This window comes from Kribbella sp. NPDC050124, assembly GCF_044460355.1.
Classification (GTDB): Bacteria; Actinomycetota; Actinomycetes; order Propionibacteriales; family Kribbellaceae; genus Kribbella.
The window spans coordinates 34,668-58,648 of sequence record NZ_JBITJU010000038.1 but is presented as its reverse complement, the minus strand read 5'-3'; the positions used below and the strand labels follow the sequence as shown (position 1 = coordinate 58,648).

The following is a 23,981-nucleotide window of genomic DNA, read 5'->3' as shown; positions in this document are numbered from 1 at the left end:
GTTGGTGTCGGGTCCGGGTGTCTGCGCATATCAACCCCCCCACAACCCCACCCCCCCCCCCCCCCCCCCCCCCCCCCCCCCCCCCCCCCCCCCCCCCCCCCCCCCCCCCCCCCCACGCCCGGTTCAGCGCAGCCGGCGCAGCGCCTGGTCGAGCCGCTCGACACCCCGGACGATTTCCTCGGGCGTCGCGGCAGCCACGTAGCTGAGCCGAAGATGCCGCGTCGATCCGCCCGGGAGGTGGAACGCACTTCCGGGACTGACCGAGACCGAGTGCCGCAGGGCTTCGGCCGTGGCTTCGTCGTCCGGTACGCCGTCGGGCAGTGAGGTCCAGACGTGATAGCCGCCGGGCCGGGCAGCGTGCACGGTCAGGTACGGGCAATGCTCCGCCAGGCTTCGTGTCGTCGTCTCGCGGCGGTCCCGTAGCGCAGCCGCCAGCCGGCGCAGATGCGTCGCGTACGACGGCGCCGTCATCAACTCCAGCGCGGTCTCCTGCATCGGCCTGGGGACGAAGAAACTGTTGATCACATGGGTGGCGCGGAGCCGCTCGAACGCCATGCCGCGCGCAGTCAACGCCGAGATCCGCAGACTCGGCGACGCCGGTTTCGTCAACGATCGGATGTGGACGACGTGACCGTCCGGATCGTCGGCAGCCAATGGTTGCGGCAGATCGGGAGCGTCGCTGTGCACCAGGCGACGCGTGAAGTCGTCCTCGATGACAAACGCCCCGGCAGCTCGTACGGCGTCCATCAGCTGCGCCCGCCTCCCGGGCGCGAGGACTGCACCGGTCGGGTTCTGGAACAGCGGCTGGACCACCAGCACGCGTGCACCCGAACTCGCGAACGCCTCCTCGAGCAACTCCACTCGTACGCCGTCCCCGTCAACCGGGGCGCCGACACAACGCACCCCGGCAGCACCCGCCGCGGCCAACGTTCCCGGGTACGTCGGTGACTCGACGAGCACACTGCCACCAGGGTCGGTCAGGGCTCTGAGCGCCGTGGCCAGCGCGGTTTGCCCACCCGAACTGATCAGCACATCGTTCGCACCGAGCGGCCCGTCCCGACCGGCGATGTCCGCGGCGAACCAGGCCCGGAGCTCGGGAATCCCATCCGCCGGCGCACGCGTCCAGGTCCCCGGTCGACGTCCTGCCCGTCCCATCGCGTCAGCCAGCGCCTTGCTCGGCTGGAGCGATTCGTGCAGGTAGCCCGTCGACAGGTCGACCACTTCGTCCGCCGGTTTCGCGAGCATTCGCATCATCGCGGTGATCGACGGCCGCTCACCGGTCAGAGCGTGCTCTTGCCAGGACAGGTCAGCCGCAACCCGAGCTCGGCGCGGCCCTCGATCGCTGACGAAGACGCCAGCGCCCGGCCGCGAGACCACCGCGCCCTCGGCAGTCAGCACGGTCACCGCCCGGGAAAGAGTGACCGGGCTGATGCCCCACCGCTTGACCAGCAGCCGGCTCGAGGGCAGTCGATCCCCCGGGCTCGACGCGGCCGCCTCGGCCCGCAACCGCCCGACGACAACATCCAAACTGCTATCGTCGTTCATGACGATACAGAATAGCGCTACCGCTCCTGACCGAGAAGCGATATCGACCGCGCGCGGGGGCACCGTCGCCGCGTTGCTCGGGGTGGCGTCCTTCTCGCTGAGCGCGCCGGCCACGGTCTGGGCCACGCAGGGCATGGGTCCGTGGACGGCGACCGGCGTACGTGGACTGCTGGCCGGGATGCTCGCGATCGCGCTGCTGGCCGGCCTGCGGGTCCCGCGGCCTCGTCGCGAGGACCTTCGGGGGTTGCTGGTCGTCACCGGCGGTTGCGTGATCGGGTTCCCGCTGCTGTCCGCGCTGGCCTTGCAAACGTCGACGACCGCGCACACGGCGGTCGTGACCGGTCTCTTGCCGATAGCAACGGCTTCGGCGGCGGCGCTGCTGACTCGGCGCACGCTGTCGTGGAGGTTCTGGACGGCTGCCGTCATCGGTGCCGCGGCTGTCGTCGTGTTCACGTTCACCCGGCACCACGGCGCCGTCTCGATCGCCGACCTCTACCTGGTCGCGGCGCTGATCGTCTGCGCGCTCGGGTACGCCGAGGGCGGTCGCCTGGCCGGACACCTCCCCGGCTGGCACGTCATCGCCTGGGCCGTGGTGCTCGCCCTGCCGATCAGCCTCGCCATCACGCTGATCGCCGCACCTCTGGAACCGATCGACCTGAGCCCGATCAGCCTCGTGGGACTGGCCTACATCGCGGGGATATCGCAGCTCGGCGGCTTCGTGGTCTGGTACCGCGGGATGGGGATCATCGGGGTGGCCAAGGCGAGTCAGCTCCAGTTGGCCCAGCCCTTGCTGACTCTCGTGTGGTCCGTTCTCCTGATGGGCGAACACCTGCCGGTGGCGGCTCCGATCACGGCAGTCGTCGTACTGCTGTGCATCGTCGTGACACAGCGGTCGCGGTAGTTTCAGGGCATGGCAGCGGCGGGAGAGACGATCTCGATCGACCAGGCGCGGCGGATCGCGCTGACTGCGCAAGGCTTCGCCGAGCCGCGGCCGGTCCGGGCCGACGTCAGGCATCTCCGGCGAGCCATTCAGCGGATCGGCGTCCTGCAGGTCGACTCGGTGAACGTGCTGTGCCGCTCGCACTACCTGCCGCTGTTCGCCCGACTCGGGTCCTACCCACGGACCACGCTCGACCGGATGTCGTGGGGTCCGGACCGGGACCTGTTCGAGTACTTCTGGGGACACAAAGCGAGCCTGATCCCGCTGACCAGCTACCCCTTGTTTCGTTGGCGAATGCGTGCCGCCGAGCGCCAGGACTGGGCCGCAGCCGACCTGGATCCCGGGCTCACCGCGCCGTGGTCCGTCGTCACCGGCATGCGCAGGCTGACCAAGGAACGGCCCGGGTACGTCGACGACGTGCTCGCCCTGGTCACCGAACGCGGGCCTGTCACGGCCGGCGAGGCCAGTCCGGACGGGGTACGGCGGAAGCGCACCGACCCGGACCCGGATCCGAGCACCGGGAAGATGTGGAACTGGCAGGACGCGAAGATCGCGATCGAGTACCTGTACTGCTCGGGTCAGGTGACGATCGCGGGCCGGCGCAACTTCGAGCGGCTCTACGACCTGACCGAGCGGGTCCTGCCACCGCAGCCGGAGCTGAGCGCCGAGGAAGCTCGCCGGGACCTGGTCCGGATCTCGGCCCGGACGCTCGGGATCGCCACGGCCCGCGAGCTGTGCGGCCAGGGCGGCAGCGGGCACTTTCCGTTGCCTGCAGCAACCGCGAGGCAGGTGATCGGTGAGCTGGTCGATGCCGGCGAGCTGGTGCCGGTTCGCGTGGACGGCGTACCGCAGCAGAGCTATCTGTGGTCCGCAGCCGAGGACCGGCCGGTCCAGGCACGGGCGCTGCTGTCGCCGTTCGACACCCTGATCTGGAACCGGGACCGGACGCATCGGCTGTTCGACTTCTTCTACCGGATCAGCATCTACACGCCCGCGGCGCAGCGCGTGCACGGCTACTACGTGCTGCCGTTCCTGCTGGGCGATCGGATCGTCGCGCGGGTCGATCTCACAGCGGATCGCCGGAACTCGGCCCTGGTCGTCCCGACGGTGACCGCGGAGGACGGCGTACCCGACATCGTCGAACCACTGCGGGACGAGCTCGACCTGATGGCTCGCTGGCTGGAGCTCGACCGGGTGCTGGTGACCGCGGACGGCAAGCTCGGCCAAGCTCTGGCCCGCGCATAGCACCGCAGGTCCGGGGCACCGGGCCGGTAGTGCAGCCGATGTGAGCGGGAGACGAGATGAAGATCGGATACTTCCTGTCCAGTGAGGAGTACGCCCCGGCCCAGCTGATCGAGCAGGCGCGGCTGGCCGAGGAGGCAGGGTTCGACGGGCTGTGGATCAGCGATCACTTCCATCCCTGGAACGACGAGCAGGGTGAGAGCGCGTTCGTCTGGTCGACCATCGGGGCGATCTCCCAGGTCTGCGAACTGCCGGTGACCACCGCGGTCACCTGCCCGACCGTGCGGATCCACCCCGCGATCATCGCCCAGGCGGCAGCGACCAGCGCGGTGTTCCTGAACGGCCGGTTCACCCTCGGCATCGGTACGGGCGAAGCACTCAACGAACACGACCTCGGCAGCGTCTGGCCGACGGTCGACGTACGCCTCGAGATGCTCGAGGAAGCCGTCGAGATCATGCGCCGGCTGTGGACCGAGGACGGTTTCGTCACGCACCACGGCAAGCACTACACGGTCGACACCGCCCGGATCTACACCCGCCCGGAGACGCCGCTGCCGATCTACATGTCCGGGTTCGGGCCGGAGGCAACCGATGTCGCGGCGCGGATAGCGGACGGTTACATCACCACGTCGCCGGATGCCGAACTGCTCCAGCGCTTCCGCGACAACGGCGGCGGCGACAAGCCCGCGCAGGTCGGGCTCAAGGTCAGCTACGCGCCGACCGAGGAAGAGGGCATCGAGCAGGCGCACCGGATCTGGCGGAACGCGGGTCTGCCCGGTGAGCTGGCGCAGGTGCTGCCGTCGCCGCGGCACTTCGAGCAGGCCAGTCAACTGGTGACGAAGGAGTCGACCGCGCAATCGGTCGCCGCGGGGTCGAAGCCGGACGTGCATATGGACGCGTTCCGGACCTACATCGACGCCGGCTTCGACGAGATCTATGTGGCCAACATGGGCCCGCACTCGGTCGACATGATGAACCTCTACCGCACCGAGGTGCTCCCCGAGCTACGCCGAATCGCTCGCTAGTAGGTCGACGGCGACTCTGAGATCGTCGACGAAGAGTGCGAAGTCGCGGCGGTACTCTCTCGACCGGACCACCGCTGAGGGATGTACCGTCGCGAGCGCGGATCGGCCGTCGGGGAGTTGCTGCGGCAGACCGCGCTGTTCCGTGACTTTGAACCCGGTTCCGAACACTGCACGGGCCGCGACCGCGCCCAGAACCACAATGAGAGCAGGCCTCACCACTTCCAGTTCGCGCTCCAGCCACGGATGGCACGCAGTGATGTGACCGGCGGACGGGGTCTTGTGGATCCGCCGCTTGCCCTGCCGTTCGAAGCGGAAGTGCTTGACCGCGTTGGTCAGGAACACCGACGAGCGATCGATCCCCGCCTCCGCCAACGCCTTGTCCAGCAGGCGTCCGGCCGGTCCGACGAAGACATGCCCTTCCTTGTCCTCCACGTCACCCGGTTGTTCACCGATCAACATCATCCGCGCCCTCGCCGGTCCTTCCCCCGGTACGACACGCTCGGCGTCCTCGACGAGGTCGCAACCACGACACTCGGGCAACGTCGCGGTGACCTTCCGCAGACCGCCGTCGTGCGGCACCCATTGCGACGCGCCAGTGAACTTTGTCACGGCCCGCCGGTGCCCAGTTCAAACACCTGTAACACCTCAGGGGTTGAAAGCGACGGCCGAGTTTGATCTGGTGGAGGTAAGTGGTTCAGCCTTGACGCCACTCCTGCAGGACGACACACGACGAGGTCCCTCACCGTGACGATCGCACCTGTAACACCTCCCGACTGCAAGCAGCGCATCGCCGAAACCACTCACGACCTGCTGATCGAGGCCGACAGCACCCCGGACCCACGCCACCAGGAACTGCTCGACGAAGTCGTGCTGCTGAACGCGCCGGTGGCCCGGTCGATCGCCTCGCGCTACCACAGCAAGGGCGTCGATCCCGACGACCTCGAGCAGGTCGCGTACCTCGGGCTCGTGAAGGCCGCGAACGGCTACCGGCTCGACGCGTCCACAGCCTTCCTGTCGTACGCCGTACCGACGATCCGGGGCGAGCTGAAGCGGTACTTCCGCGACTGCGCCTGGACCGTCCGCCCGCCGCGTCGGGTCCAGGAGATGCAGGGCTCGATCGCCGCCGCCGAGCCGGAGCTGACCCAACGGCTGGGGCACGTCCCGACGGATGAGGAGACCGCCGCAGCGCTCGGCACCGACGCCGGCGAAGTGATCGAGGCGGCGTCGGTTCGCGGCTGCTTCACCACACTGTCCCTCGACGCGCCTGGCACAGTTGACGGCGGCACCAGCCTGCTCGACACGGTCGCCGACTCCGAGGACGGCTACGACCTGGTCGAGAACGTCCACACCTTGACGCCGGCAGTCGCCTCGCTGGGTGACCGGGACAAGCGCATCCTCGAGCTCCGGTTCCGCAACGGGCTCACTCAGGAAGAGATCGGCAACGAGCTCGGCGTCAGCCAGATGCAGGTCTCCCGGCTGCTGCGCAGCATCCTGGATCGCCTGCGCAGCGAGCTGTCGACGACGATGGCCAAGTAGCGCTATCGGCCCACGGCCTTCGCCAGCTGGGCCTTGGTCATCTTCGAGCGGCCCTTCACGTTCTTCTGCTTGGCCTCGTTGTAGAGCTGTTCCTTGGTGCGACCCTGGGAGCCGCTGTGGGAGCGGAGCCCGCCGCGGCGGCTCGAGGACATGTCGTGGGTGGAGCTGCGGCTCTTCTCCTTGGCCTCGCCGGACCGCGCGCGCTCCTTGTTCACGGTGCGGGCCGCGATCTCCTCCGCGGTGTCCTCGCTCCGGCCACGCTTCTTCAGCCCGGCCTTGATGTGCTCGTACTGCCGCTCACGCTTCGGGCTCGATCCTGCAGGCATTGTCTGCTCCTTTCACACCGTCTGCCCGGTACCCGATGCCCGCACACCACATTCACGCCTTCCCGAGCAGCCGCGCCACCGAGCGTTCCAGCGCCTCGCGGGTGTCCTCGTCGGTCAGGTCGTCACCGTGCCGGCTGACCGCCGCCGCGATCGTGCGGCCTTTCTCGTACTGCGTGACGACGCGGGGGTCGACGTACGACGACCGCGCGACAGCCGGTGTGTTCCCGAGATGGTCGGCGACCTCGGCGAGCATGTCCTTCACCGCGGCGTTGAGGGCCTTCTTGGTGGTCGGCGGGTCGGCCTCGGCCAGATCCACCGCGGCGCGCACGGTGGCGGTCCAGGTGCGCAGGTCCTTCACGGTGAAGTCGTCGCCGACCAGTTCCTGGAAGCGCTCGTTGATCATGGTCGCGTCGATCCCGTGGTAGCCGTCGCCGTCCCGGTAGACCAGCAGCCCCGGCTCGTCGTGCCGGGAGCGTCTGAGCGAGGAGACCGCGTCGGCCAGGTGGTCGTCGTCGAGCTCGACCACCCGGTCCACCCCACCCTTGGCGACGAAGTCGAACACCACCTTGCCCTTGCGGACACAGACGTCGTCGCGCAGCAGGGTCGCCGCGCCACGGCTGCCGTGCTCCTCGGCGTACTCGGAGTTGCCGGTCCGGAAGACGCCGTAGTCGAGCATCCGCAGCGCGACCGCGAGCACCCGTTGGCGGTCGATCCCCTTGCGGCACAGGTCGCGGTCCACCGCCTCGCGGAATTCGGGGAGCTTGCGGGCGAGGCGCCGTACCCGGTCGTGCTTGTCGGCGTCCTGCGTCGTCCGCCAGTCCTCGTGGTACAGGTACTGCCGTCGGCCGGCGTCGTCGGTGCCAGTGGCCTGCAGGTGGCCGTTCGGGTACGGGCAGATCCAGACGTCCTTCCAGGCCGGCGGGATGGCCAGCGTGCGGATCCGCTCCAGCGTCTCCTCGTCGGTGACCCGCTTCCCGTCCGGATCGAGGTAGGCGAACCCCCGCCCGTGGCCCCGCCGGGTCAGCCCGGTACCGTCCGGATCGCTGCGTCGTAACCGCATACCGTCCGATACCCGCCCTGCATGCATGGATCCGCGAGCTGCGGGCACCCGGAGGGGCAAGGTAGCCCGGAACCCGTGAAGGAGAGACCGATGGGTATCGGAGACAAGGTCAAGAACGCCGCCAAGGAAGCCAAGGGCAAGGTCAAGAAGGAGACCGGCGCGGCGACCGACAACCGCGATCTGCAGGCGAAGGGCGAGACCGAGCAGTCCGTGGCCGCGCTCAGGCAGGCCGGTGAGAAGGCCAAGGACGCCTTCAAGAAGTAGCCGCCACGTAGAGCAGCCACCCCGGTGCAGATCCCCCGCGCGCTGGGGTGGTTCTGCGGACGGCGGAGTTCCGGTACCGTCGGCCGGGTGGACTTCGAAGAGGCAGCCGACGCCCTGTACGCGGCCGCGGCTGCCGACTTCATTGCTACCCGCAACGAGCTCGCGAAACAGCTGAAGGCGGACGGCGACCAGCTGGGGTCGACCCGGTTGAAGGCGATGCGCAAGCCGACGGTCGCCGCCTGGGTGGCGAACCTGGTCGCCCGCGAGCTCCCGGACGAGCTGGACGACCTGCTGGCCCTCGGTGACGAGTTCCGCGAGGCGACCGCCGACCTGGACGGCGAGCGGCTGCGCGAGCTGACCCCGAAGCGGCACAAGCTGCTCGACAAACTGGCCAAGGACGCCACGAAACTGTCCGAGAAAGAGGGGCAGAAGGTCAGCGCGGACGTCGGGCAGAAGCTGCGCGAGACCCTCGACGCAGCGCTGGTGGATCCGGCGGCGGGCGACGCCGTACGGGAAGGCCGGCTGAGCAGCGCGCTGCGGCACGTCGGTTTCGGCGTCGTCGACGAGAGCGGCGAGCCGACCAACGTCACCCCGCTCACCGACGAGCGCCGCCAGCGCGCCCGCGACCGGCGCAAGGCGGAGACGGCGGCCGAGGAGGAAGAGTCGGCGGCCGCCCGCCGCAAGCGGGAGCAGGCGGAGCGCGAGGAGGAGGAACGCGAGGCCGCGGAGAAGGCGAAGGCCAAGAAGGCGCTGGAAGAGGCCGTCGCGGCAGCCCAGGAGGCCGAGGCGAAGGTCGAGGACCTGGACAACCAGCTCGACGAGGCGCGCGAGGCGCTCGCCGACGCCCAGGAGGTGGTACGGCGCGTCGGCACCGAGCTGGACGAGGCCCGCCGGGCCGCCCGGGACGCCCAGAAGGAGAGCCGGGAGGCACGAAAGCGGTACAACCGCCTCTGAGCTGGGTACCGGGTCGGGCGCATCTCGGAGAGGAGCGCGCGATGGCACGGTCGATCTGGAGTGGATACATCAACTTCGGCCTGGTCTCGGTCCCGGTCGGGCTGTACAGCGCGACCCAGGAGCACGAGGTCGACTTCCACCAGTTCCAGGAGGGGACGTCGGACCGGATCCGGTACAAGCGGGTCAACGAGCGGACCGGGCGCGAGGTGGACTACGACAAGATCGTGAAGGGCCACGACGTCGGCGGCGGCGAGCACGTCATCGTCGAGCGCGAGGAGCTCGAGGACATCGCCCCCGGCAAGTCCCGTTCGCTGGAGATCTCCACCTTCGTCGACCTGGACGAGATCGACCCGATCTACTTCCAGAAGAGCTACTACCTCGGTCCGTCCGACAAGGAGAACAAGTCCTCGTACGCCCTGCTCCGGGACGCGCTGAAGAAGACCAACCGGGCCGGGATCGCCAAGTTCGTGATGCGCGGCAAGGAGTACCTGGCCACGATCCGGGCCCAGGGCAAGGTCCTGGTGCTGGAGACGATGTACTTCGGCGACGAGATCCGCGACCCGGCCAAGGAGCTCGGCGACCTGCCGGCGAAGTCGACCGCGGGCAAGCAGCTGACGATGGCAGCCGACCTGATCGAGGCGATGAGCGGCGAGTGGAAGCCGAGCGCCTACAAGGACACCTACACCGAACGCGTGCAGAAGCTGGTCGCGGACAAGCGCAAGGGCAAGGAGGTCGTCTTCAACGAGGAGGAGCCGGAGGCCACCTCGTCGACCGACCTGGTCTCGGCCCTGCGCGCGAGCGTCGAGGATGCCCGCAGCCGCCGTACTTCCGGCGCTGCGAAGAAGGCGGCGCCGAAGAAGAAGGCGGCTGCCAAGAAGGCCGGTGCGCGGAGGAAGTCCACCGCCAAGAAGCCGTCCAGCCGTAGGAAGGCCGCCTGACCGCGCATCTTTCTTCGCTATAGTCGCCGCTCGTGAGGTGGATGCGGACATATGCGCGCTGAGCTTCTGCTCGGTGGCATCGTCCTGCTTGGCGCATCGGTCCAATGGCTGACTGGCATGGGCTTTGCGCTGGTCGCCGTACCGGCTCTGGTCCTCCTGCTCGGGCCGAGTGACGGGGTCGCGCTGGCGAACTGCGCGGCAGGCGTGATCTGCCTCGTCGGGCTGACGAGTGGCTGGCAGATGGTCCGGCTGCGGGCGATGGTCCCGCTGATCCTCGCGGCCGCGTGCACAGTGCCGCTCGGGACGTGGTTCTCGAACCACCTGCCCGAGCCCGCCCTGCTGATCACCATGGGTGCGCTCGTGACGGTCGCCGTACTCGTGATCATGCGCGGTGTCCGGGTGCCCTCGCTCAGCGGGCTCAAAGGCGCGCTCGGCGCGGGCGCGGCGGGCGGGTTCATGAACGCTTCGGCCGGGCTCGGTGGTCCGCCGGTCTCGTTGTACGCGGTGAACGCGGGCTGGACGATCCGCGAGTTCGTCCCGAACGCCTTGTGTTACGGCGTGGTCGTGAACATCTTCTCGGTCGGCACGAACGGCGTCCCCCGGCTCGACGGCGGGACCTGGACCGCGGCAGCCGTCGGTCTGACCGGCGGCGCGATCATCGGCAAGACCCTATCCGGTCGAGTCCCGGAGAACCGCGCCCGGCAGTTGGTACTCCTGCTCGCCTTGGTCGGCGGCGTCTCCACGATGGTCAAGGGCGCGCTAGGCGTCTGACCAGGTCGTCTCGTACGACGGCGGCCGCGCTGCGGGGGCCTGCGTCCGAGCGGGTGACCAGGTACAGGGTGTTCAGGGGTGGCAGCTCGGGGTCGGCCAGGAGGACGAGATCGCCGGCGGCCAGAGCGTCGGCGCAGAGGTAGGTGGGTAGGACGCTCGCTCCTGCGCCGGCGCGTACGGCGGCCAACGCGCCGCGGAGATCTGGTACGACGAGGTCTGCGGTGCGGGTCAGGCGGGTGTTGAAGACGCTGCGCCAGTAGCGGCGGATGATGGGGGCTTCTTCGGCGTAGGCGACGAGTGGGATCTTTCGAAGCGGTTCGGGTGACGTGACCGGTGTGCCGGTGAACCAGCGAGGTGCGGCGACCAGCGCGAACACCTCGTCGTAGAACGGCGTCACGCGCAGACCTGGCCGGCGTGGGCGTACCGAGCTGATCACCAGGTCGAGACTGCGGTTGAGCAGGCGATCGAGCAGGTCGTCCGGCATCCCGAACGTCGTACGCACCTGCAAACCATCCGCGAACCGGTCGGCGAGCGCAGGCAGGATCTGGTGACACAGGAAGTCAGCAGGCCCACCGAGATGGACCGTCGCCGCGATCGGCGCTTCGAGTTCGTCGCGCACGAGCCCATCCAGAGCATCGATCGGCTCGGCGATCCGCCGCGCCAACTCGTCGCCCGCGCTGGTCGGCCGGACCCCGCGAGGCAGCCGCTCGAAGAGTGGGCGGCCCAGCGCGAGCTCGAGGGACTTCAGCTGAGCGGTCACGGTCGGCTGGGACAGCCCGAGCGTCTCCGCGCCCGCGGTGATCGACCCGGCCCGGTGCACGGCCAGAAACGTCCTGAGCAGGTCAAGCGACGGAGCCATATCAGGAATCTTATGGCTTCCTGCCGATCTTCCTATTGGTTTCCGATCGCAGGAACACCACATCATGGGTGGCATGACTCGCGTACTGATTGCTCTGACCAGCCACTCCGAGCTCGGCGACACCGGGCGCAGCACCGGCTTCTACGTTTCCGAGGCGGCCGAGCCGTGGGCGGTGTTCACCGACTCCGGTTTCGACGTCGACCTGGTCTCGGTCGCCGGTGGGCGCCCGCCGCTCGACGGGCTGAACGCCGACGACCCGATCCAGCAGAAGTTCCTCGCCGCCGTGGACCTCGACCACACCCCGACCGCGGGTGAGCTCGACGCCTCGTCGTACGACGCGATCCTCTTCGCCGGCGGTCACGGCACGATGTGGGACTTCCCGAACGACGAGGCGCTCGCCTCCCTCGCGGCCGCCATCTACGAGCGCGGCGGCGTGGTCGCGGCCGTCTGCCACGGCCCGTCCGCGCTGGTGAACCTGAAGCTGACCGACGGCTCGTACCTGGTCGACGGCAAGAACGTCGCCGGCTTCACGAACGCCGAAGAGGAGGCGGTCGGCCTGACCGACGTCGTACCGTTCCTGCTGGCCGACGCCCTGACCGCGCGCGGCGCGATCCACCACCCGGCCGCGAACTTCACGCCGCAGACCATCACCGACGGCCGGCTGGTCACCGGCCAGAACCCGCAGTCCGCCGAGTCGACGGCCCGCGCGGTCGTCGAGGTCATTCGCCAGGCGTAGGAAGCAGGTAGCTGCTCGGGTTGGCGGGGGCGCCGGCGTCGATCCAGCGGTTGAAGCCGTCGGGGTTGCGGCGCTCGAACTCGTCCAGGCAGATCCGCCGTACCTCGGCCACTGCCTGGCGGTCGCGCGGCCCCGCCCCCTGAGCGAGCGTGGTGGCGGTCTCGGTCCACACTCCGCACAGCTCCTCGATGCTCAGCGGGCACTGCAGGGCCGCGATGAGCCTTTCCTCCTCCTGGAACTGCGCCTCCGTCAACCGCTCGAGCGCCCGCTGCTGCCGCGAGGGACGCTCCCGGCGCTCCGGCGTCGCGAGGTCGATCACGATGAACAGCCCGGCGACCACCAGCGCCACCGCGATCCCGACGGCACCCCACGCCAGCAACCGCACCAGCCCTGGCATGCACAGCACCCCGGCAGCCGCGGCCCCCGCGACGATCACAGCGGACTGGTACGGCGCATCGTCCGCAACATGACGTACCACCGCCGCCAACGGCCACACGAGCGCGAACACGACGGCCAGCAGAATCGAGGCAGCCAGCGGCCCCAGCAACAACACTCCGGCGAGCACACCAGTGGTCCCGACTCCGAGACCACCTGCGATCAGAATCCGCCGCACCAGCGGCGAACGCATCACCGGACCTCACTCACGACGCACCTCACGCGAACCCGCCCCACACCACAGACCTACCCCCAGAACGAACGGCTGCCCGTCACCGTTCCCACCCGAGGGCGCTGCCAATCAGCCGCCGGTCTCCGAATGCGGCGCGTGGACGGGTTTCGACTGCGCCGATCGGCGCTGCCGCAGGTAGATCGACCCACCGACGATCGCCGCGACCGCGAGGAACTCGCTCTGCCAGTTCTGGAACGACTCGTACCAGAACTGCGACGTCTGCAAGTAACCCCAGGTGGTCACCGCCTCGCCACCGTGCAGCCCTTGTTCCTCGCTGTACGCCGCCGCCCCTGTGACGGCGTGCAGCCAAAACGACAGCAGGAACACCAGCCCGAACGCGATCGCCAGCGAGTTCTCGTACAACCACAGCAGCGCCTCGGACCCGTGCCGGACCGGCCACGGCGCGTCCCGGTCGTCCCGGTGCTCCCGCGGATCCTCGTCCTGCGGAGCGGGCTCGTCGAGCGGCCGGGACTCCGCCGACCCCTTCTGCACCAGGTACGCCGTCAGCAGGACGTACATCCCCATCTGCAGGAACTCGGACTCCCAGTTCTCGAACACCGCCTCGCCGAACGACGACGAGACGACGTACTGCCCAAGGCTCTGCGACGGCTGCCCGTGATCGGCCAGCTCAGCGTTCTCCTGAGCGTGCCCGGTGAGCAGCAGGCCCACCAGGAACAGCAAGAACAGCACGAGGTTCGCCGTGAGCAGCGCCCGCAGTCGGATCCATCGCATGCCGCCCCGGTACCCCGGCCTCAACTGGTTCAGGCAGCGGTCGGCGCCGGCTCCGCGTGGTCGAGCGGGTGGGCGATCTCGTCCGACGGCATCCGGCCGAAGTACACGACCAGGACGGACACCAGCGCCGGCCCGATCCCGGCCACCAGGAACACCGCGGTCAGCCCGAAGACGGCGCCCGCCGGGCCGGCCAGCGCCATCGACACCGGCATGAGCAGCAGCGAGACGAAGAAGTCCAGGCTGGCGATCCGTCCGCGCAGGTGGTCCGGCACTCGGCGCTGCAGCAGCGTCCCCCAGATCACCATCGCCGCCGAGCTGGTCAGTCCCACCACGGCCGCCCCGGCCATCATGACCCACAGGTCACGCGCGAACCCGAGCGCCGCGAACGGCAGCGACCCGACACCCCACAGCAGCGTCATCACGGTCAGGTACCGCCGTGGGAGGCTCCGCGACGAGATCAGCAACGCCCCCGCCGCCCCGCCGATCCCGAACGCGGCCAGCACCAACCCGAAGTCACTCGCCCCACCACCGAGCTGATCCCGTACGGCGAACGGCAGCAGCACCTCGAGCGGTCCAAGGATCAGCAGCACGAACACCGTGCCGAACAGCAGCGACGCGAGCAGCCAGCGGGTCCGCCGTACGTAACGCCAGCCTTCCCGCAGGTCACCGAAGATCGTCCGCGCCTCCGGCTTCTCGGCGGTTTCGTCGACGTCACCCGGCTCGACCGGCTCGAACCCGCTGGACGGGATCCGCATCGCGAGCACGCACCCGGCGGAGAAGAAGTACGTCAGCGCGGTCACCAGGATCGCGATCCCAGGCGACAGCGCCGCGATCGCCAGACCACCCAGCGCTGGCCCGGTCGCCTGCTGCGCCAGCGGCCGCAACGTGCCCTCCAGACCGTTCGCCGCGAGCAACTCCTCCGCCGGAAGCAGCCTTGGCACCAACGCCGTGTACGCCGGAATCAGGAAGGCCTCACCGGCTCCGATCAAGACCGCCGCAGCAGCCAGGTGCCAGACCTCGAGCGTCTCGGTCAACGCCAGTCCGGCGACGACCAGCAGCACCAGGCCGCGTACGCCGTCCGCCGCGATGATCACGCTGCGCTGGGACAGCCGGTCGGCCGCGATCCCGCCGAACAGCACGCAGACGACCAGCCCGATGCTGTACGCCGTCGTCACCACCGACAACTGGACAGGCCCGCCGCCGAGCTCGATCACCTGCCAGGCCAGCGCGACCAGCCACAGCCCGCTGCCGAGCAGCGCGACCGCCAGGCCGGTCCACAGCAGCCGGTAGTCCCGATGCCGCAGCGGCTGAACCGCCTTCCAGCTCACGTCGCCCTCCCCAAGGTCGTTTCGAGTGAGCATACACAGGCGAACAGTTCACATGTCAACTGTTGCGATACGCATCGACGTCGTACACTGCTGAGCATGCCGACGACGATGAGCACCGAGCAGCTCGGTGCCTGGCGGGCGATGTACCGCGCGGACACGCTGCTGTTCACGCACCTCGACAACACTCTGCGTTCCCGGCTGAAGATGGGCTACTTCGAGCACGAGGTGCTGCGGATCCTCGACCAGGCCGGTGGCCGGCTGCGGATGGCGCCGCTGGCCGAGCAGTTGATGATCTCCCGCAGCGGCTGCACCCGGCTGATCGGCAAGCTCGAGGACAAGGACGGCTGGGTGGTCCGCCGGAACACTCCCGAGGACCGCCGGGCCACCTGGGCCGAGCTCACCCCGGAGGGCCGGGCGGCGCTCGCGGCTGCCCAACCCGTGGTCGAGGCTGTGGTGTCGACGTTCTTCGCCGATCATGTATCAGATGAGGACCTTCGCCGCGCGAGCAGAATCCTGGACGTCCTGGCCGACGCGAACCCGAACGACGACGGGTTCGACTGCGGGCTCTGAGACGCCGGACGGCCGGTCGTGACCAGCGTCGACGAGCGGTTCGCCGACCGGGTCCGCGGGCTCAAGCCGACCCCGGGCGACCTCCCGGACGACTTGCTGCGCAGCCTGTACGACGCCCAGCTCGGCAGCCGGCATGCCGACCTGGCCGCCCGCTGGATGCAGTCCCAGGGCCAGGGCTTCTACACGATCGGGTCGGCCGGCCACGAGGGCAACGCCGCCGTGGCCGCTGCTCTTCAGCCCACTGACCCGGCTCTGCTGCACTACCGGTCCGGCGCCTTCTACCTGGCCCGCGCCGAGCAGTGCGGCTCGAAGGAAGGGCTGCGGGACATCCTGCTCGGCGTCGCAGCTGCCACCGCCGAGCCGATCGCGGGCGGCCGCCACAAGGTCTTCGGGCGGCACGACCTGGCGATCATCCCGCAGACGTCGACGATCGCGTCCCACCTGCCGCGCGCGATGGGCGTCGCGTTCTCGATCTCGCGGTCGGCGAAGCTCGGCGTACCGTCGCCGTGGCCGCACGACGCGATCGTGGTGACCAGCTTCGGCGACGCGTCCGCCAACCACTCGACCGCGACCGGTGCGATCAACGCCGCCCTGCACGCGTCGTACCAGGGTCTGCCGATGCCGTTGCTGCTGGTCTGCGAGGACAACGGGATCGGGATCAGCGTGCGGACTCCGGAGGGCTGGATCCGGCAGGCGTACGGGCAGCGTCCCGGCCTGCGGTACTTCGATGCCGACGGCACCGATCTCGCCGCCGCGTTGTCGATGGCGACCGAGGCCGCCACCTTCGTCCGGCGCAACCGGCGCCCGGCCTTCCTCCGGCTCCGCACCGTCCGGCTGCTCGGCCACGCCGGCTCCGACGTGGAGGCGGCGTACCGCTCCCCTGCCGAACTGGTCGCGGACGAGGAGCTCGACCCACTGCTCGGTACGGCGCGACTCCTGCTGGGAGCCGGCTACACGCCCGACGACGTGATCGAGCTGTACGAGGACAAGCGGTCCGAGGTGATGCGGATCGCGGCCGAGGTCTCCGGCCTGCCACAGCTGTCCTCCGCAGAGGTAGTCGCGGCACCACTGCGCTTCCCCGATTCCCAACGCGTCGAGGAGTCGCTGCCCGACCGCCGCCCAACGACTGACCGCCTGACTCTGAGTCAATCCATCAACCGGGCGTTGGCCGACGTGCTCGCGTCCTACCCGGAGGCGATGGTCTTCGGCGAGGACGTGGGCCGCAAGGGCGGCGTGTACGGCGTGACCCGCGGACTGCAGAAGTCCTTCGGCCCGGCGCGCGTCTTCGACACGTTGCTGGACGAGCAGTCGATCCTCGGGCTGGCGCTGGGCGCCGGGGTCTCGGGGCTGCTGCCGATTCCGGAGATCCAGTACCTGGCCTACCTGCACAACGCCGAGGACCAGTTGCGCGGCGAGGCGGCGTCACTGAAGTTCTTCTCGCAGGAGCAGTACTCGAACCCGATGGTGCTGCGGATCGCCGGCTACGGCTACCAGAAGGGGTTCGGCGGCCACTTCCACAACGACGACGCGATCGGCGTACTGCGCGACATCCCCGGCATCGTGATCGCGTCACCGTCCCGGCCTGACGACGCAGCCGCGATGCTGCACACCTGCGCCGCGGCGGCCCGTTCGTCCGGCACGGTGAGCGTCTTCCTGGAGCCGATCGCGCTCTACCACCGCCGCGACCTGTACGACGACGGCGACGACGCGTGGCTGGCGCCGTACGGCGATGAGCCGGTGCCGATCGGAAGCGGCCGGACGTACGGCGACGGTGCCGGGCTGACCATCGTGACCTTCGGAAACGGCGTCCCAATGAGTCTTCGGGTGGCTGCTCGCGTCCCCGGCATCCGGGTACTGGACCTGCGCTGGCTGGCGCCGCTGCCCGTCGAGGACTTGTTGCGCGAGGCAAACGCCACCGGACGGGTACTGGTCGTCGACGAGACGCGCCGGTCCGGCGGTGTGTCCGAAGGCGTCCTGGCCACCCTGATCGACTACGGGTACACCGGTCGGCTGGCGCGCGTCGCCAGTCACGACTCCTACGTGCCGCTCGGCGCGGCCGCTCACCAGGTGCTGGTCAGCGAGCGCGAGATCGAGACTGCCGCGCGCGAACTGCTCAGCTGAACAGCTTCTGCCAGATCGACTTCTTCTGCTTCGGCTCCGGCTCGGGTTCGGGTTCGGGCGTCTGGGCCGGGTCGGACCGTTCGGCGCGCCACTGGGCGAGGATCGCATCCTCGTCGATCGCGCCGACCGGGACCACCGGGCCAGTGGTGTCGCGGATGCTGATCAGGATCCGCCGGTTCAGGTCGGCCAGGTAGTCGCGGACGTCGGACTCGCGACGCATCCCGCGCACCTTGTCGTGGACCTGCTGCTTCTCCTTGCGAAGCAGCACCGCCGGCGGCAGCAGCGCCTCGGTCTCGATGTTCTCCCGGCGGATGAAGTCCTTCACCCACCAGTCCGGGTCGTGCGGGTCGCCGAGCTTGGTCAGCGGCTTGCCCGCACCGGCCAGGTCGTCGAACTCACCGGCGTTCTGGGCCCGCTTGAGCTGGGCCTCGACCCAGTCCTGGGTACTCATGCCCGGTGGCTTGCGCTCGGTCATACAGGTACCTCCCAGCCCTCAGCCTACCGGCTTGTGAACGCAGTCACAAGGAGTCAGTCAATGCCTTCGACGATGCGGAAGTCGCGCTCGACCCCGTCACCAAGTGCGGCCAGCGCCTCCTGGTAGGCCGCACTCTCGCGCGCCGCGACGGCCTGCTCGAAGCTGTCGAACTCGACCACGACGGTGCGCTCGGCGATTCCGGCGTCATGCGCCACGACCCGACCGCCACGGACGAGGGTCCGCCCGCCCGCTGGACGGACGGCCAGACCGGCCAACTCGTTGTAGGCAGCCAGCTTCTCAGGGTCTGAAATGGTGCGGTAGACGCTGACCCAGTAGCCCTTGGACATGGAACCTCCAGTGTTGGGATAAGTGCATCTGACTTACGGGTTGGACTCGGACGAGCGTCGGCGGGCGAGAGTGAGGCTTGTCAGCGCCGTGATCGCCATGGCGCCGATGCCGACCACTTGTGGCGGATGCCCATCCCGATCCCGGACCTCTACCCGAACCGCAAGCTACCGCCGCAGGACTGAAGCTCAGGGCTCCTCTTTGCGGGGGTCGTCGGCTGGGTTGGTGGGCCAGTTGTCCGGGTCGCACCACTCGGGGTCGTAGCCCTGCTGGATGCAGTACTGGCGGATCAGTTCCTCGCGGGACGGCGGTGTGCTGGTGCTCGGTCGCGGCGGGCGGACGGTCTTCGTCGCGGTCGACGTCCGGGTCGGCGTGGGCTCGGAGCGATCCTCGGACTCCCGCTCGGTGGTCCGCGACTTGGTCGGCTGCCGGGTCGGGGTCTGCGTGGGCTTCTTGGTCGGGGCCACCGTCGTCTTCTGCACGGGCGGCGGCGCCGGCGTCGACTGCGTGACCTTCGGCGGTACGGCGGTGGGCGTCGGCGAACTGTCGTCGACGACATGCACCGCCCGCGTGCCACCGGAGTCGCCACCGAACACGCCGATCGCGGACAACGCCCAGCAGTTGACGCCGAGCAGGAGCACCATCGCGCCGGCTCCGGCGTACATCGCCCTGCGGGACGGGCCGCCGTACCGGCCGACCGGACCGCGGACCGGGTTGCCCTTGCCGTCGACCCAGAATCGCCAGCCCTCGGGCGGCGGCGGCCAGGACGGGTCGGGACGCCACGTCTTGGGTGGGACCCAGCTACGGCGGGGCGGCGACGGCCAGGTCGGCGGGACCACGAACCGCTTCAACGAACTCCTCCATCTCCGCCGACGAAAGCCCGGATCAGGCTAGTGGGTGGCACCTGGTCCAACGACACAACCCCGGCGCAGGCTACTTGCGACTTCACCTCACCCGCGTGTCGCGCTGGCTTTCCGCCGCCGGCGGCCGTCAGAGCACCGACTCAAGCAGCCTGGTCAGGTCCTGCCCGAACGGCCGGTCGGCTTCGATCGGCGGTACGACGTCCGCCACCGCCTGCAGCAGCTCCCGGAGCCCGGGCGGGACCGGGCGCTTCGACAGCGCGAAGGCCTGATGTACGGCGAGCAGCTCGCAGGCGGTGACCTCACGAGTCAGGCGTACGGCGTCCGCGAGTCCGCCGACAGCTTCCCAGGAGAAACTCTGGACGTCCTCCTGCCCGTTCGACGTCTCCGCCGTACTGATTGCCGAAGGCAACGTCAGGCGGCGGAGCGCGTGGCTGGTGGCGACGGCGCGCTTGTGTACGGCGACCAGTCCCGCCTGCGGACCGGGATCGTGAGCGAGCTGGGCGGGCAGCCCGGTCACGGCCGGATCCAATAGTCGGTGCAGTCGCGCCGTGGAGACCTCGGCGGCATGGGCGAGCGCCGCGGTCAGGTGATCGCAGTGCGCGGCGAGGTCGATCCCGTGGAAACCCGCGGTGCCGACGAACTCGCCGTCCAGGTACGCCGGTGAGTCGGTGACCCCGGTGAACGCCCGGTCGACCGCTTCCGCGAGCTGGCCGAGGGTTCGCCGTACGTGCGCAGTCACGTGTCCGGCGACCCGGAACGAGACCGGCGCCTGCAACGACCGCGGCTCGGGCTCGGGGCCTGCCAGTTCGCGGAGGCGAGCGAGCTCGTCGGCCAGCACGTCGTCGCCGCGCGCCGCGATGGGGTGGTAGGGGTCGCGGTTCGCGCCGATCACCGCGATCGACCCGGCGGCGACCGCGGTGAGGTGGTCGGCCAGCCGCCGGGTCCGGGTCACCTGGAGGGCTGCCCGTCCGGTCGCACCCGGGATGCCCGCCAGCAGCGCGATGCCCTCCTTGGGTCCGAGGTCGAAGTCGAGTGGGCCGAACGCGTGGGCCAGCGGGATGATCTCCCCGGCCGAACCGGACCCAGCTGCGGGGATCTCGGGCAGCTGGCCGCTGTTGAGGTAGGAAACCAACTGCTGGACCAGCTCGACCGAGACGCCCGCATCCCCGGTCAGGAACGTGCGCAGCCGACCGATGAGCACCGCCCGAGCTTCGTCGGCCGGGAGCCAGGGCGGACCGCCGACGGCGCGGCCGAGCAGCAAGTTGCGTTGGTGCCTGCGCTGCTCGTCCACAGTGAGGCGACGTTTGCTCAGGGCACCCATCCCGGTGTTCACGCCGTAGACCGGATCGCCGCCAGCGAGCGCGGCGAGCACCTCGGCTCGGATCGCGGCGAGGCGGTCGAGCAGCGCAGACGAGAGCTCGATCCGTTCAACGCTGGCGGGGTCGAGGTCCGACGGATCGTGGATCAGCATCAGTGGAACCGCAGCATGGTGCCGGCGTCGGCGGCTTCGGCCTTGCGCAGGATCAGGTGCGCGATCGCGACATCCAGCAACGACAACCCGCGATGCCAGAACAGGGTGCGCTCGGCCAGGTTCTCCCGGCCGGGTTTGCGCCCGGCCACGATCTCGCCGATCTCGCCGTACAAGGTCTCCGGGGAGAGCCGACCGGTGTCGACGTGCCGGCGCAGTGAACCGAACCGGCCGGACTGCGCCTCGCGCCAGTCGTCCACGACCACCTTGTCCATCACGTCGAGCAGATCGAGCTCGACCGCGCTGACAGTTCCGTACGGTACGACGAACGCGCCCGGCCGCACCGCGGCCGTCCGCAGCAACGGCTCGGGCTCGGTCAGCCGGGTCGCCTCGACCAGTACGTCGGCCCCGTCGAAGGCTTCCTCGGCCGTCGCCACCACGCGGACCGGCGTGGACAGTTCGGCGGACAACTCGGCGGCGAACTTCTCCCGGGACTCGGGACGGCGTGACGTCACCCGGATCTCGTCGAGGTCGAGCAGGTCGTCGAGCATGGTGACGTTCCACCACGCCGTACCGCGGGCTCCCACGTGCCCGAGGACCTTGCTGTCCTGGCGGGCCAGGTGACGCGCGCCGACCGTGGTCATCGCGCCGGTCCGGGCGGCGGTGATCATGGTCGCGTCGAGTACGGCGAGCGGGATGCCCGTGGTCGGGTCGAAGAGGGTCGCCATGGCCAGCTCGCTGGGCAGGCCGACCTTATAGTTCGGGACGAAGTCGCCGACCACCTTGATCCCGCTGACGCCGTGCTCGCCGAGGCCGTTCAGATGACCGCGCAGGACGTTGAAATGGCCGATGCCGCACCGCAGCCAGATCCCGTCCGTCAAGGGCTCCTCCAGTCGTCGTGACTCGATACTAAAGTTTCACGCCGCCGCGTTATGTTCAGGCAATGCGCCCGACGACACAGACACCGGACCGCACCGTGATCGGGCACTCGACCACCGACAAGGTCCTCCTGTACGGCGGGTTGCCGCTGGCCGGCCTGGTCCTCGGCTTCTTCCTGCCGCGGATCGCGGACTGGGCCGCCGACCGGGACTGGGTGCCCTTCCAGGGACCGCTGAAATTGATCGCGGGCTGGGACCAGTGGTGGGTCGGCGCGATCTGCATCGTGATCGGACTGCTCGCCGGCGTGCTGCTCGCGGCGATGGCGCTCGAGGACACGCTCAAGGTGACGGTCACCAGGCAGTCAGTGGAGTTCCTGAAGAACCAGAAGACGGTGACGGTGCCGCGGGAGAAGGTGGCTGTCGCGTTCCTGGACGGCAAGGAGATCGTGCTGCAGGACTCGACATCGCGGGAGCTCGCGAGGGAGAAGCACGACCAGCTGAAGTCCGAGGCCAAGCAGATCCCGGCGGCGTTCCGGGCGCAGGGTTACCCATGGTCGGACAGCGGTGATCCGCACGCCGACCGGTTCCGCCGGTGGGTGCCGGACGAACCCGAGTTGCCGCCGGCGGTGAACGCCGTACTGAAGGCGCGGGCGAAGGCCTTCGACGACGGGGACAAGGGCAAAGCCGATCTCCGTGAGCTCCGCGACGAGGTGACCAAGCTCGGCTTCACGGTGAAGGACAAAGACAAGAAGCAGTACTGGAGGCCTACGACTCCGCGTTAGGCGCCGAGTAGGTGGATGACTGCTTTGGCGTAGGCCTGTTCGGCGTCGTCGGCGGTGTGGGCGCTGTCGGTGAGCGCGACCCGGTAGCCGTCGGGGACCGCCTCGAGCGTGCGGAAGTGGTCGCCGAGGAGGGCGCGGAGCTGCTCCTCGCGCGGGAGCCAGATCACCTCGCGCTGCTCGATGCTGTCCAAGGCCCACTCGGTGGTGCCGTTGAAGCCGATCACCTTGCTGCCCTGGTAGTCGTGCACCTCGACGGTCATGTCGCTCACCACGAACACGTCCTCGTCCATGCCCCGGTCCGGTACGACGAAACGATCCCCGGCCGCGGGCGCCCACAGCACCCCGGCCTTACGCAGTCGCCCGGCCTGCTCGATCGTGATCACCCCTCCATCCTCCCCAAGGGATCCAAACCTCGCAGGTCCCCGGCGAGCCGCCGGGGTCAGCGGTTCAGGGCAGCACGCAGCTCGGCGGCACGCTGAGCGATCCGGTCGCGGCACTCGGTGGTCAACGGGAGGTCGACCAGAGTGGTCGCCTGCAGGTGCCCGAGCCCGAGCCGTTCCCGCAGCCGGTCGACAGCTGTCGCGCGGTCCGGCGAGCTCTGCAGCACCTCGGCGACCTCGTCGCGGCGCTCGAACGCGGCCAGCACGCCGTCGTAGATCTCCAGTTGCGTGTACGCGGACCGGTCCGGCTCCGGCATGATCGCCTCAGCTCCTTGCTCGCTTCCGCCGATCACCTGCCGCCACAACGCGGGGACGGTCAAGCGGGTGCGGGTGTAGCGCCGCGGAAGCGGCCGAGCGTAGGTCATAGTCATGGTCGGCTCCTGTTCTGGGTGTCGGGTCAGTCGGCCACAGGCCGCGCGTACGGTTCGCGCGGCGGGCACTTCTTGCCGGGGGTGCTCAGCGCTTCGAAGTGCCAGGGTTCGTTGTCGTACCGGCGGCAGACGCCGTAGCGCCAGCCGTTCTTGTTCAGCCACTGCATGGCGACGGCCGGACCGATGTCGACGGCCTTGCCCTCGACGTGCGCGGAGTACTTGGGCGGCAGCACCCATCGGGTCGCCGCCTTGTACGAGCCGTACCTCCGGACCGCCTCGTCGAACAGCCGCTGCTGCTTGGCCTTGGTCCGGCGGCCGGAGGTGATCCGCAGCGTCACGCCGTCGGCCTTCGCGGCGGTCATCGCCCTCTTCAGCCGCGACTTCAGCGTCGGAGACAGTCCGTTGATGCTCTCCTCGCCGTACGTCGGTTTCGTCGGCGACTTCGTCGGGGTCTTGGTCGGAGTCTTCGTCGGTGTCTTGACCGGCTTGCGGGTCCGGGTGGGCGTCGGCGTGACGAGTGTGACCGGCGGCATGGAGACGGCCGGCGCGTTGACGCTCGAGACGACCGGCTCCTTGTCCGCGGCCAGCCCGAACAGCTCCCCCATCTGGCCGTGCCACAGCAGCAGCGAGCCCACGGCCAGCACCACCCCACCGAACCCCGTCACGGACAGCAACCGCATCCGCACCGAGCCGGTCGGGCGCGGCGGCTGGTCGTCTCTCATGGGGTACAGCCTTTCGGATTCCG

At 69.4% G+C, this 23,981-nt stretch carries 28 protein-coding genes; 12 read left to right on the top strand and 16 right to left on the bottom strand.

The window, feature by feature from the left end; all coding sequences use genetic code 11:
- Positions 1-123: 123 nt before the first annotated feature.
- Entirely contained in the window at positions 124-1,545 is a 1,422-nt protein-coding gene (locus tag ACIBL3_RS44240) for a PLP-dependent aminotransferase family protein (RefSeq protein WP_396360025.1), read from the bottom strand.
- Here ACIBL3_RS44240 and ACIBL3_RS44235 point away from each other — a divergent pair.
- From ACIBL3_RS44235 to ACIBL3_RS44225, 3 genes are read left to right on the top strand one after another with little or no spacing between them, the layout of a single operon-like run.
- Positions 1,544-2,446, top strand: coding sequence for a DMT family transporter (locus ACIBL3_RS44235; protein ID WP_396360024.1), 903 nt, complete (start codon positions 1,544-1,546; stop codon positions 2,444-2,446). The two genes, ACIBL3_RS44240 and ACIBL3_RS44235, sit on opposite strands and share 2 nt — an antisense overlap.
- Before the next feature lie 9 nt (positions 2,447-2,455).
- Positions 2,456-3,730: a winged helix-turn-helix domain-containing protein gene (locus ACIBL3_RS44230; protein ID WP_396360023.1), complete on the top strand. Its 1,275-nt coding sequence runs from the start codon at positions 2,456-2,458 to the stop codon at positions 3,728-3,730.
- A 56-nt stretch (positions 3,731-3,786) separates the two neighbouring features.
- Positions 3,787-4,752: a TIGR03557 family F420-dependent LLM class oxidoreductase gene (locus tag ACIBL3_RS44225; RefSeq protein ID WP_396360022.1), complete on the top strand. Its 966-nt coding sequence runs from the start codon at positions 3,787-3,789 to the stop codon at positions 4,750-4,752.
- On the opposite strand, the gene ACIBL3_RS44220 is transcribed toward ACIBL3_RS44225, so the two are convergent.
- The gene (locus tag ACIBL3_RS44220) at positions 4,732-5,361 is read right to left on the bottom strand and encodes a UdgX family uracil-DNA binding protein (RefSeq protein ID WP_396360021.1); all 630 of its coding nucleotides are present in this window, start codon (positions 5,359-5,361) and stop codon (positions 4,732-4,734) included. The two genes, ACIBL3_RS44225 and ACIBL3_RS44220, sit on opposite strands and share 21 nt — an antisense overlap.
- Positions 5,362-5,496: 135 nt before the next feature.
- On the opposite strand from ACIBL3_RS44220, the gene ACIBL3_RS44215 reads away from it, so the two are divergent.
- Complete coding sequence (locus ACIBL3_RS44215) at positions 5,497-6,288, top strand: sigma-70 family RNA polymerase sigma factor (RefSeq protein WP_396360020.1); 792 nt, start codon at positions 5,497-5,499, stop codon at positions 6,286-6,288.
- 2 nt (positions 6,289-6,290) lie between these two features.
- Here ACIBL3_RS44215 and ACIBL3_RS44210 read toward each other — a convergent pair whose 3' ends face one another.
- Entirely contained in the window at positions 6,291-6,614 is a 324-nt protein-coding gene (locus ACIBL3_RS44210; protein ID WP_396360019.1) for a plasmid stabilization protein, read from the bottom strand.
- 52 nt (positions 6,615-6,666) lie between these two features.
- Positions 6,667-7,674 (bottom strand): DNA topoisomerase IB, encoded by a 1,008-nt coding sequence (locus tag ACIBL3_RS44205; RefSeq protein WP_396360018.1) that lies wholly within the window; start codon positions 7,672-7,674, stop codon positions 6,667-6,669.
- A gap of 90 nt (positions 7,675-7,764) precedes the next feature.
- Between ACIBL3_RS44205 and ACIBL3_RS44200 the strand changes: the two genes are divergently transcribed.
- From ACIBL3_RS44200 to ACIBL3_RS44185, 4 genes are all read left to right on the top strand, one after another.
- Positions 7,765-7,938 (top strand): CsbD family protein, encoded by a 174-nt coding sequence (locus ACIBL3_RS44200; RefSeq protein ID WP_396360017.1) that lies wholly within the window; start codon positions 7,765-7,767, stop codon positions 7,936-7,938.
- Positions 7,939-8,025: 87 nt separating this feature from the next.
- Positions 8,026-8,892 (top strand): hypothetical protein, encoded by an 867-nt coding sequence (locus ACIBL3_RS44195; protein WP_396360016.1) that lies wholly within the window; start codon positions 8,026-8,028, stop codon positions 8,890-8,892.
- A 41-nt stretch (positions 8,893-8,933) separates the two neighbouring features.
- Positions 8,934-9,830: a Ku protein gene (locus tag ACIBL3_RS44190; RefSeq protein ID WP_396360015.1), complete on the top strand. Its 897-nt coding sequence runs from the start codon at positions 8,934-8,936 to the stop codon at positions 9,828-9,830.
- Between the two features lie 51 nt (positions 9,831-9,881).
- The gene (locus tag ACIBL3_RS44185; RefSeq protein ID WP_396360013.1) at positions 9,882-10,601 is read left to right on the top strand and encodes a sulfite exporter TauE/SafE family protein; all 720 of its coding nucleotides are present in this window, start codon (positions 9,882-9,884) and stop codon (positions 10,599-10,601) included.
- Here the strand turns inward: ACIBL3_RS44185 and ACIBL3_RS44180 are convergent.
- Positions 10,579-11,460: a LysR family transcriptional regulator gene (locus ACIBL3_RS44180; RefSeq protein WP_396360012.1), complete on the bottom strand. Its 882-nt coding sequence runs from the start codon at positions 11,458-11,460 to the stop codon at positions 10,579-10,581. The two genes, ACIBL3_RS44185 and ACIBL3_RS44180, sit on opposite strands and share 23 nt — an antisense overlap.
- 73 nt (positions 11,461-11,533) lie before the next feature.
- Between ACIBL3_RS44180 and ACIBL3_RS44175 the strand changes: the two genes are divergently transcribed.
- Positions 11,534-12,196, top strand: a complete 663-nt coding sequence (locus ACIBL3_RS44175) for a type 1 glutamine amidotransferase domain-containing protein (protein ID WP_396360011.1) — start codon at positions 11,534-11,536, stop codon at positions 12,194-12,196.
- Here the strand turns inward: ACIBL3_RS44175 and ACIBL3_RS44170 are convergent.
- The 3 genes from ACIBL3_RS44170 to ACIBL3_RS44160 form a co-directional block, all read right to left on the bottom strand.
- Complete coding sequence (locus ACIBL3_RS44170; protein WP_396360010.1) at positions 12,180-12,824, bottom strand: hypothetical protein; 645 nt, start codon at positions 12,822-12,824, stop codon at positions 12,180-12,182. The genes ACIBL3_RS44175 and ACIBL3_RS44170 overlap by 17 nt on opposite strands.
- 108 nt (positions 12,825-12,932) lie before the next feature.
- The gene (locus ACIBL3_RS44165; RefSeq protein WP_396360009.1) at positions 12,933-13,595 is read right to left on the bottom strand and encodes a DUF6766 family protein; all 663 of its coding nucleotides are present in this window, start codon (positions 13,593-13,595) and stop codon (positions 12,933-12,935) included.
- A gap of 29 nt (positions 13,596-13,624) precedes the next feature.
- Entirely contained in the window at positions 13,625-14,923 is a 1,299-nt protein-coding gene (locus ACIBL3_RS44160; RefSeq protein WP_396360008.1) for an MFS transporter, read from the bottom strand.
- A gap of 96 nt (positions 14,924-15,019) precedes the next feature.
- Here ACIBL3_RS44160 and ACIBL3_RS44155 point away from each other — a divergent pair, with 96 nt between their 5' ends.
- Complete coding sequence (locus ACIBL3_RS44155; protein WP_396360007.1) at positions 15,020-15,493, top strand: MarR family winged helix-turn-helix transcriptional regulator; 474 nt, start codon at positions 15,020-15,022, stop codon at positions 15,491-15,493.
- 18 nt (positions 15,494-15,511) lie between these two features.
- Entirely contained in the window at positions 15,512-17,614 is a 2,103-nt protein-coding gene (locus ACIBL3_RS44150) for a thiamine pyrophosphate-dependent enzyme (RefSeq protein WP_396360006.1), read from the top strand.
- Here the strand turns inward: ACIBL3_RS44150 and ACIBL3_RS44145 are convergent.
- The 5 genes from ACIBL3_RS44145 to ACIBL3_RS44125 all read right to left on the bottom strand — a co-directional run bounded on the left by ACIBL3_RS44145 (position 17,607) and on the right by ACIBL3_RS44125 (position 21,646).
- Positions 17,607-18,089 (bottom strand): DUF1992 domain-containing protein, encoded by a 483-nt coding sequence (locus tag ACIBL3_RS44145; protein ID WP_396360005.1) that lies wholly within the window; start codon positions 18,087-18,089, stop codon positions 17,607-17,609. The two genes, ACIBL3_RS44150 and ACIBL3_RS44145, sit on opposite strands and share 8 nt — an antisense overlap.
- A gap of 53 nt (positions 18,090-18,142) precedes the next feature.
- A complete protein-coding gene (locus ACIBL3_RS44140) occupies positions 18,143-18,436 on the bottom strand; it encodes a DUF1330 domain-containing protein (protein WP_396360004.1) in 294 nt (97 codons plus the stop codon).
- 186 nt (positions 18,437-18,622) lie between these two features.
- Positions 18,623-19,285: a hypothetical protein gene (locus ACIBL3_RS44135; RefSeq protein ID WP_396360003.1), complete on the bottom strand. Its 663-nt coding sequence runs from the start codon at positions 19,283-19,285 to the stop codon at positions 18,623-18,625.
- Positions 19,286-19,424: 139 nt separating this feature from the next.
- Complete coding sequence (locus tag ACIBL3_RS44130) at positions 19,425-20,768, bottom strand: aromatic amino acid lyase (protein ID WP_396360002.1); 1,344 nt, start codon at positions 20,766-20,768, stop codon at positions 19,425-19,427.
- The gene (locus ACIBL3_RS44125) at positions 20,768-21,646 is read right to left on the bottom strand and encodes an ornithine cyclodeaminase family protein (RefSeq protein ID WP_396360001.1); all 879 of its coding nucleotides are present in this window, start codon (positions 21,644-21,646) and stop codon (positions 20,768-20,770) included. Before ACIBL3_RS44125 ends, ACIBL3_RS44130 begins: the two co-directional genes overlap by 1 nt.
- Positions 21,647-21,708: 62 nt before the next feature.
- Here ACIBL3_RS44125 and ACIBL3_RS44120 point away from each other — a divergent pair, with 62 nt between their 5' ends.
- Positions 21,709-22,425, top strand: coding sequence for a hypothetical protein (locus ACIBL3_RS44120; RefSeq protein WP_396360000.1), 717 nt, complete (start codon positions 21,709-21,711; stop codon positions 22,423-22,425).
- Here ACIBL3_RS44120 and ACIBL3_RS44115 read toward each other — a convergent pair.
- Genes ACIBL3_RS44115 through ACIBL3_RS44105 form a run of 3 tightly spaced genes read right to left on the bottom strand, consistent with a single transcriptional unit; the run spans position 22,422 to position 23,958 of the window.
- Entirely contained in the window at positions 22,422-22,808 is a 387-nt protein-coding gene (locus ACIBL3_RS44115) for a pilus assembly protein CpaE (protein ID WP_396359999.1), read from the bottom strand. The genes ACIBL3_RS44120 and ACIBL3_RS44115 overlap by 4 nt on opposite strands.
- 56 nt (positions 22,809-22,864) lie before the next feature.
- A complete protein-coding gene (locus tag ACIBL3_RS44110) occupies positions 22,865-23,236 on the bottom strand; it encodes a hypothetical protein (RefSeq protein ID WP_396359998.1) in 372 nt (123 codons plus the stop codon).
- A gap of 26 nt (positions 23,237-23,262) precedes the next feature.
- Positions 23,263-23,958, bottom strand: coding sequence for a M15 family metallopeptidase (locus tag ACIBL3_RS44105; protein ID WP_396359997.1), 696 nt, complete (start codon positions 23,956-23,958; stop codon positions 23,263-23,265).
- Positions 23,959-23,981: the final 23 nt, after the last annotated feature.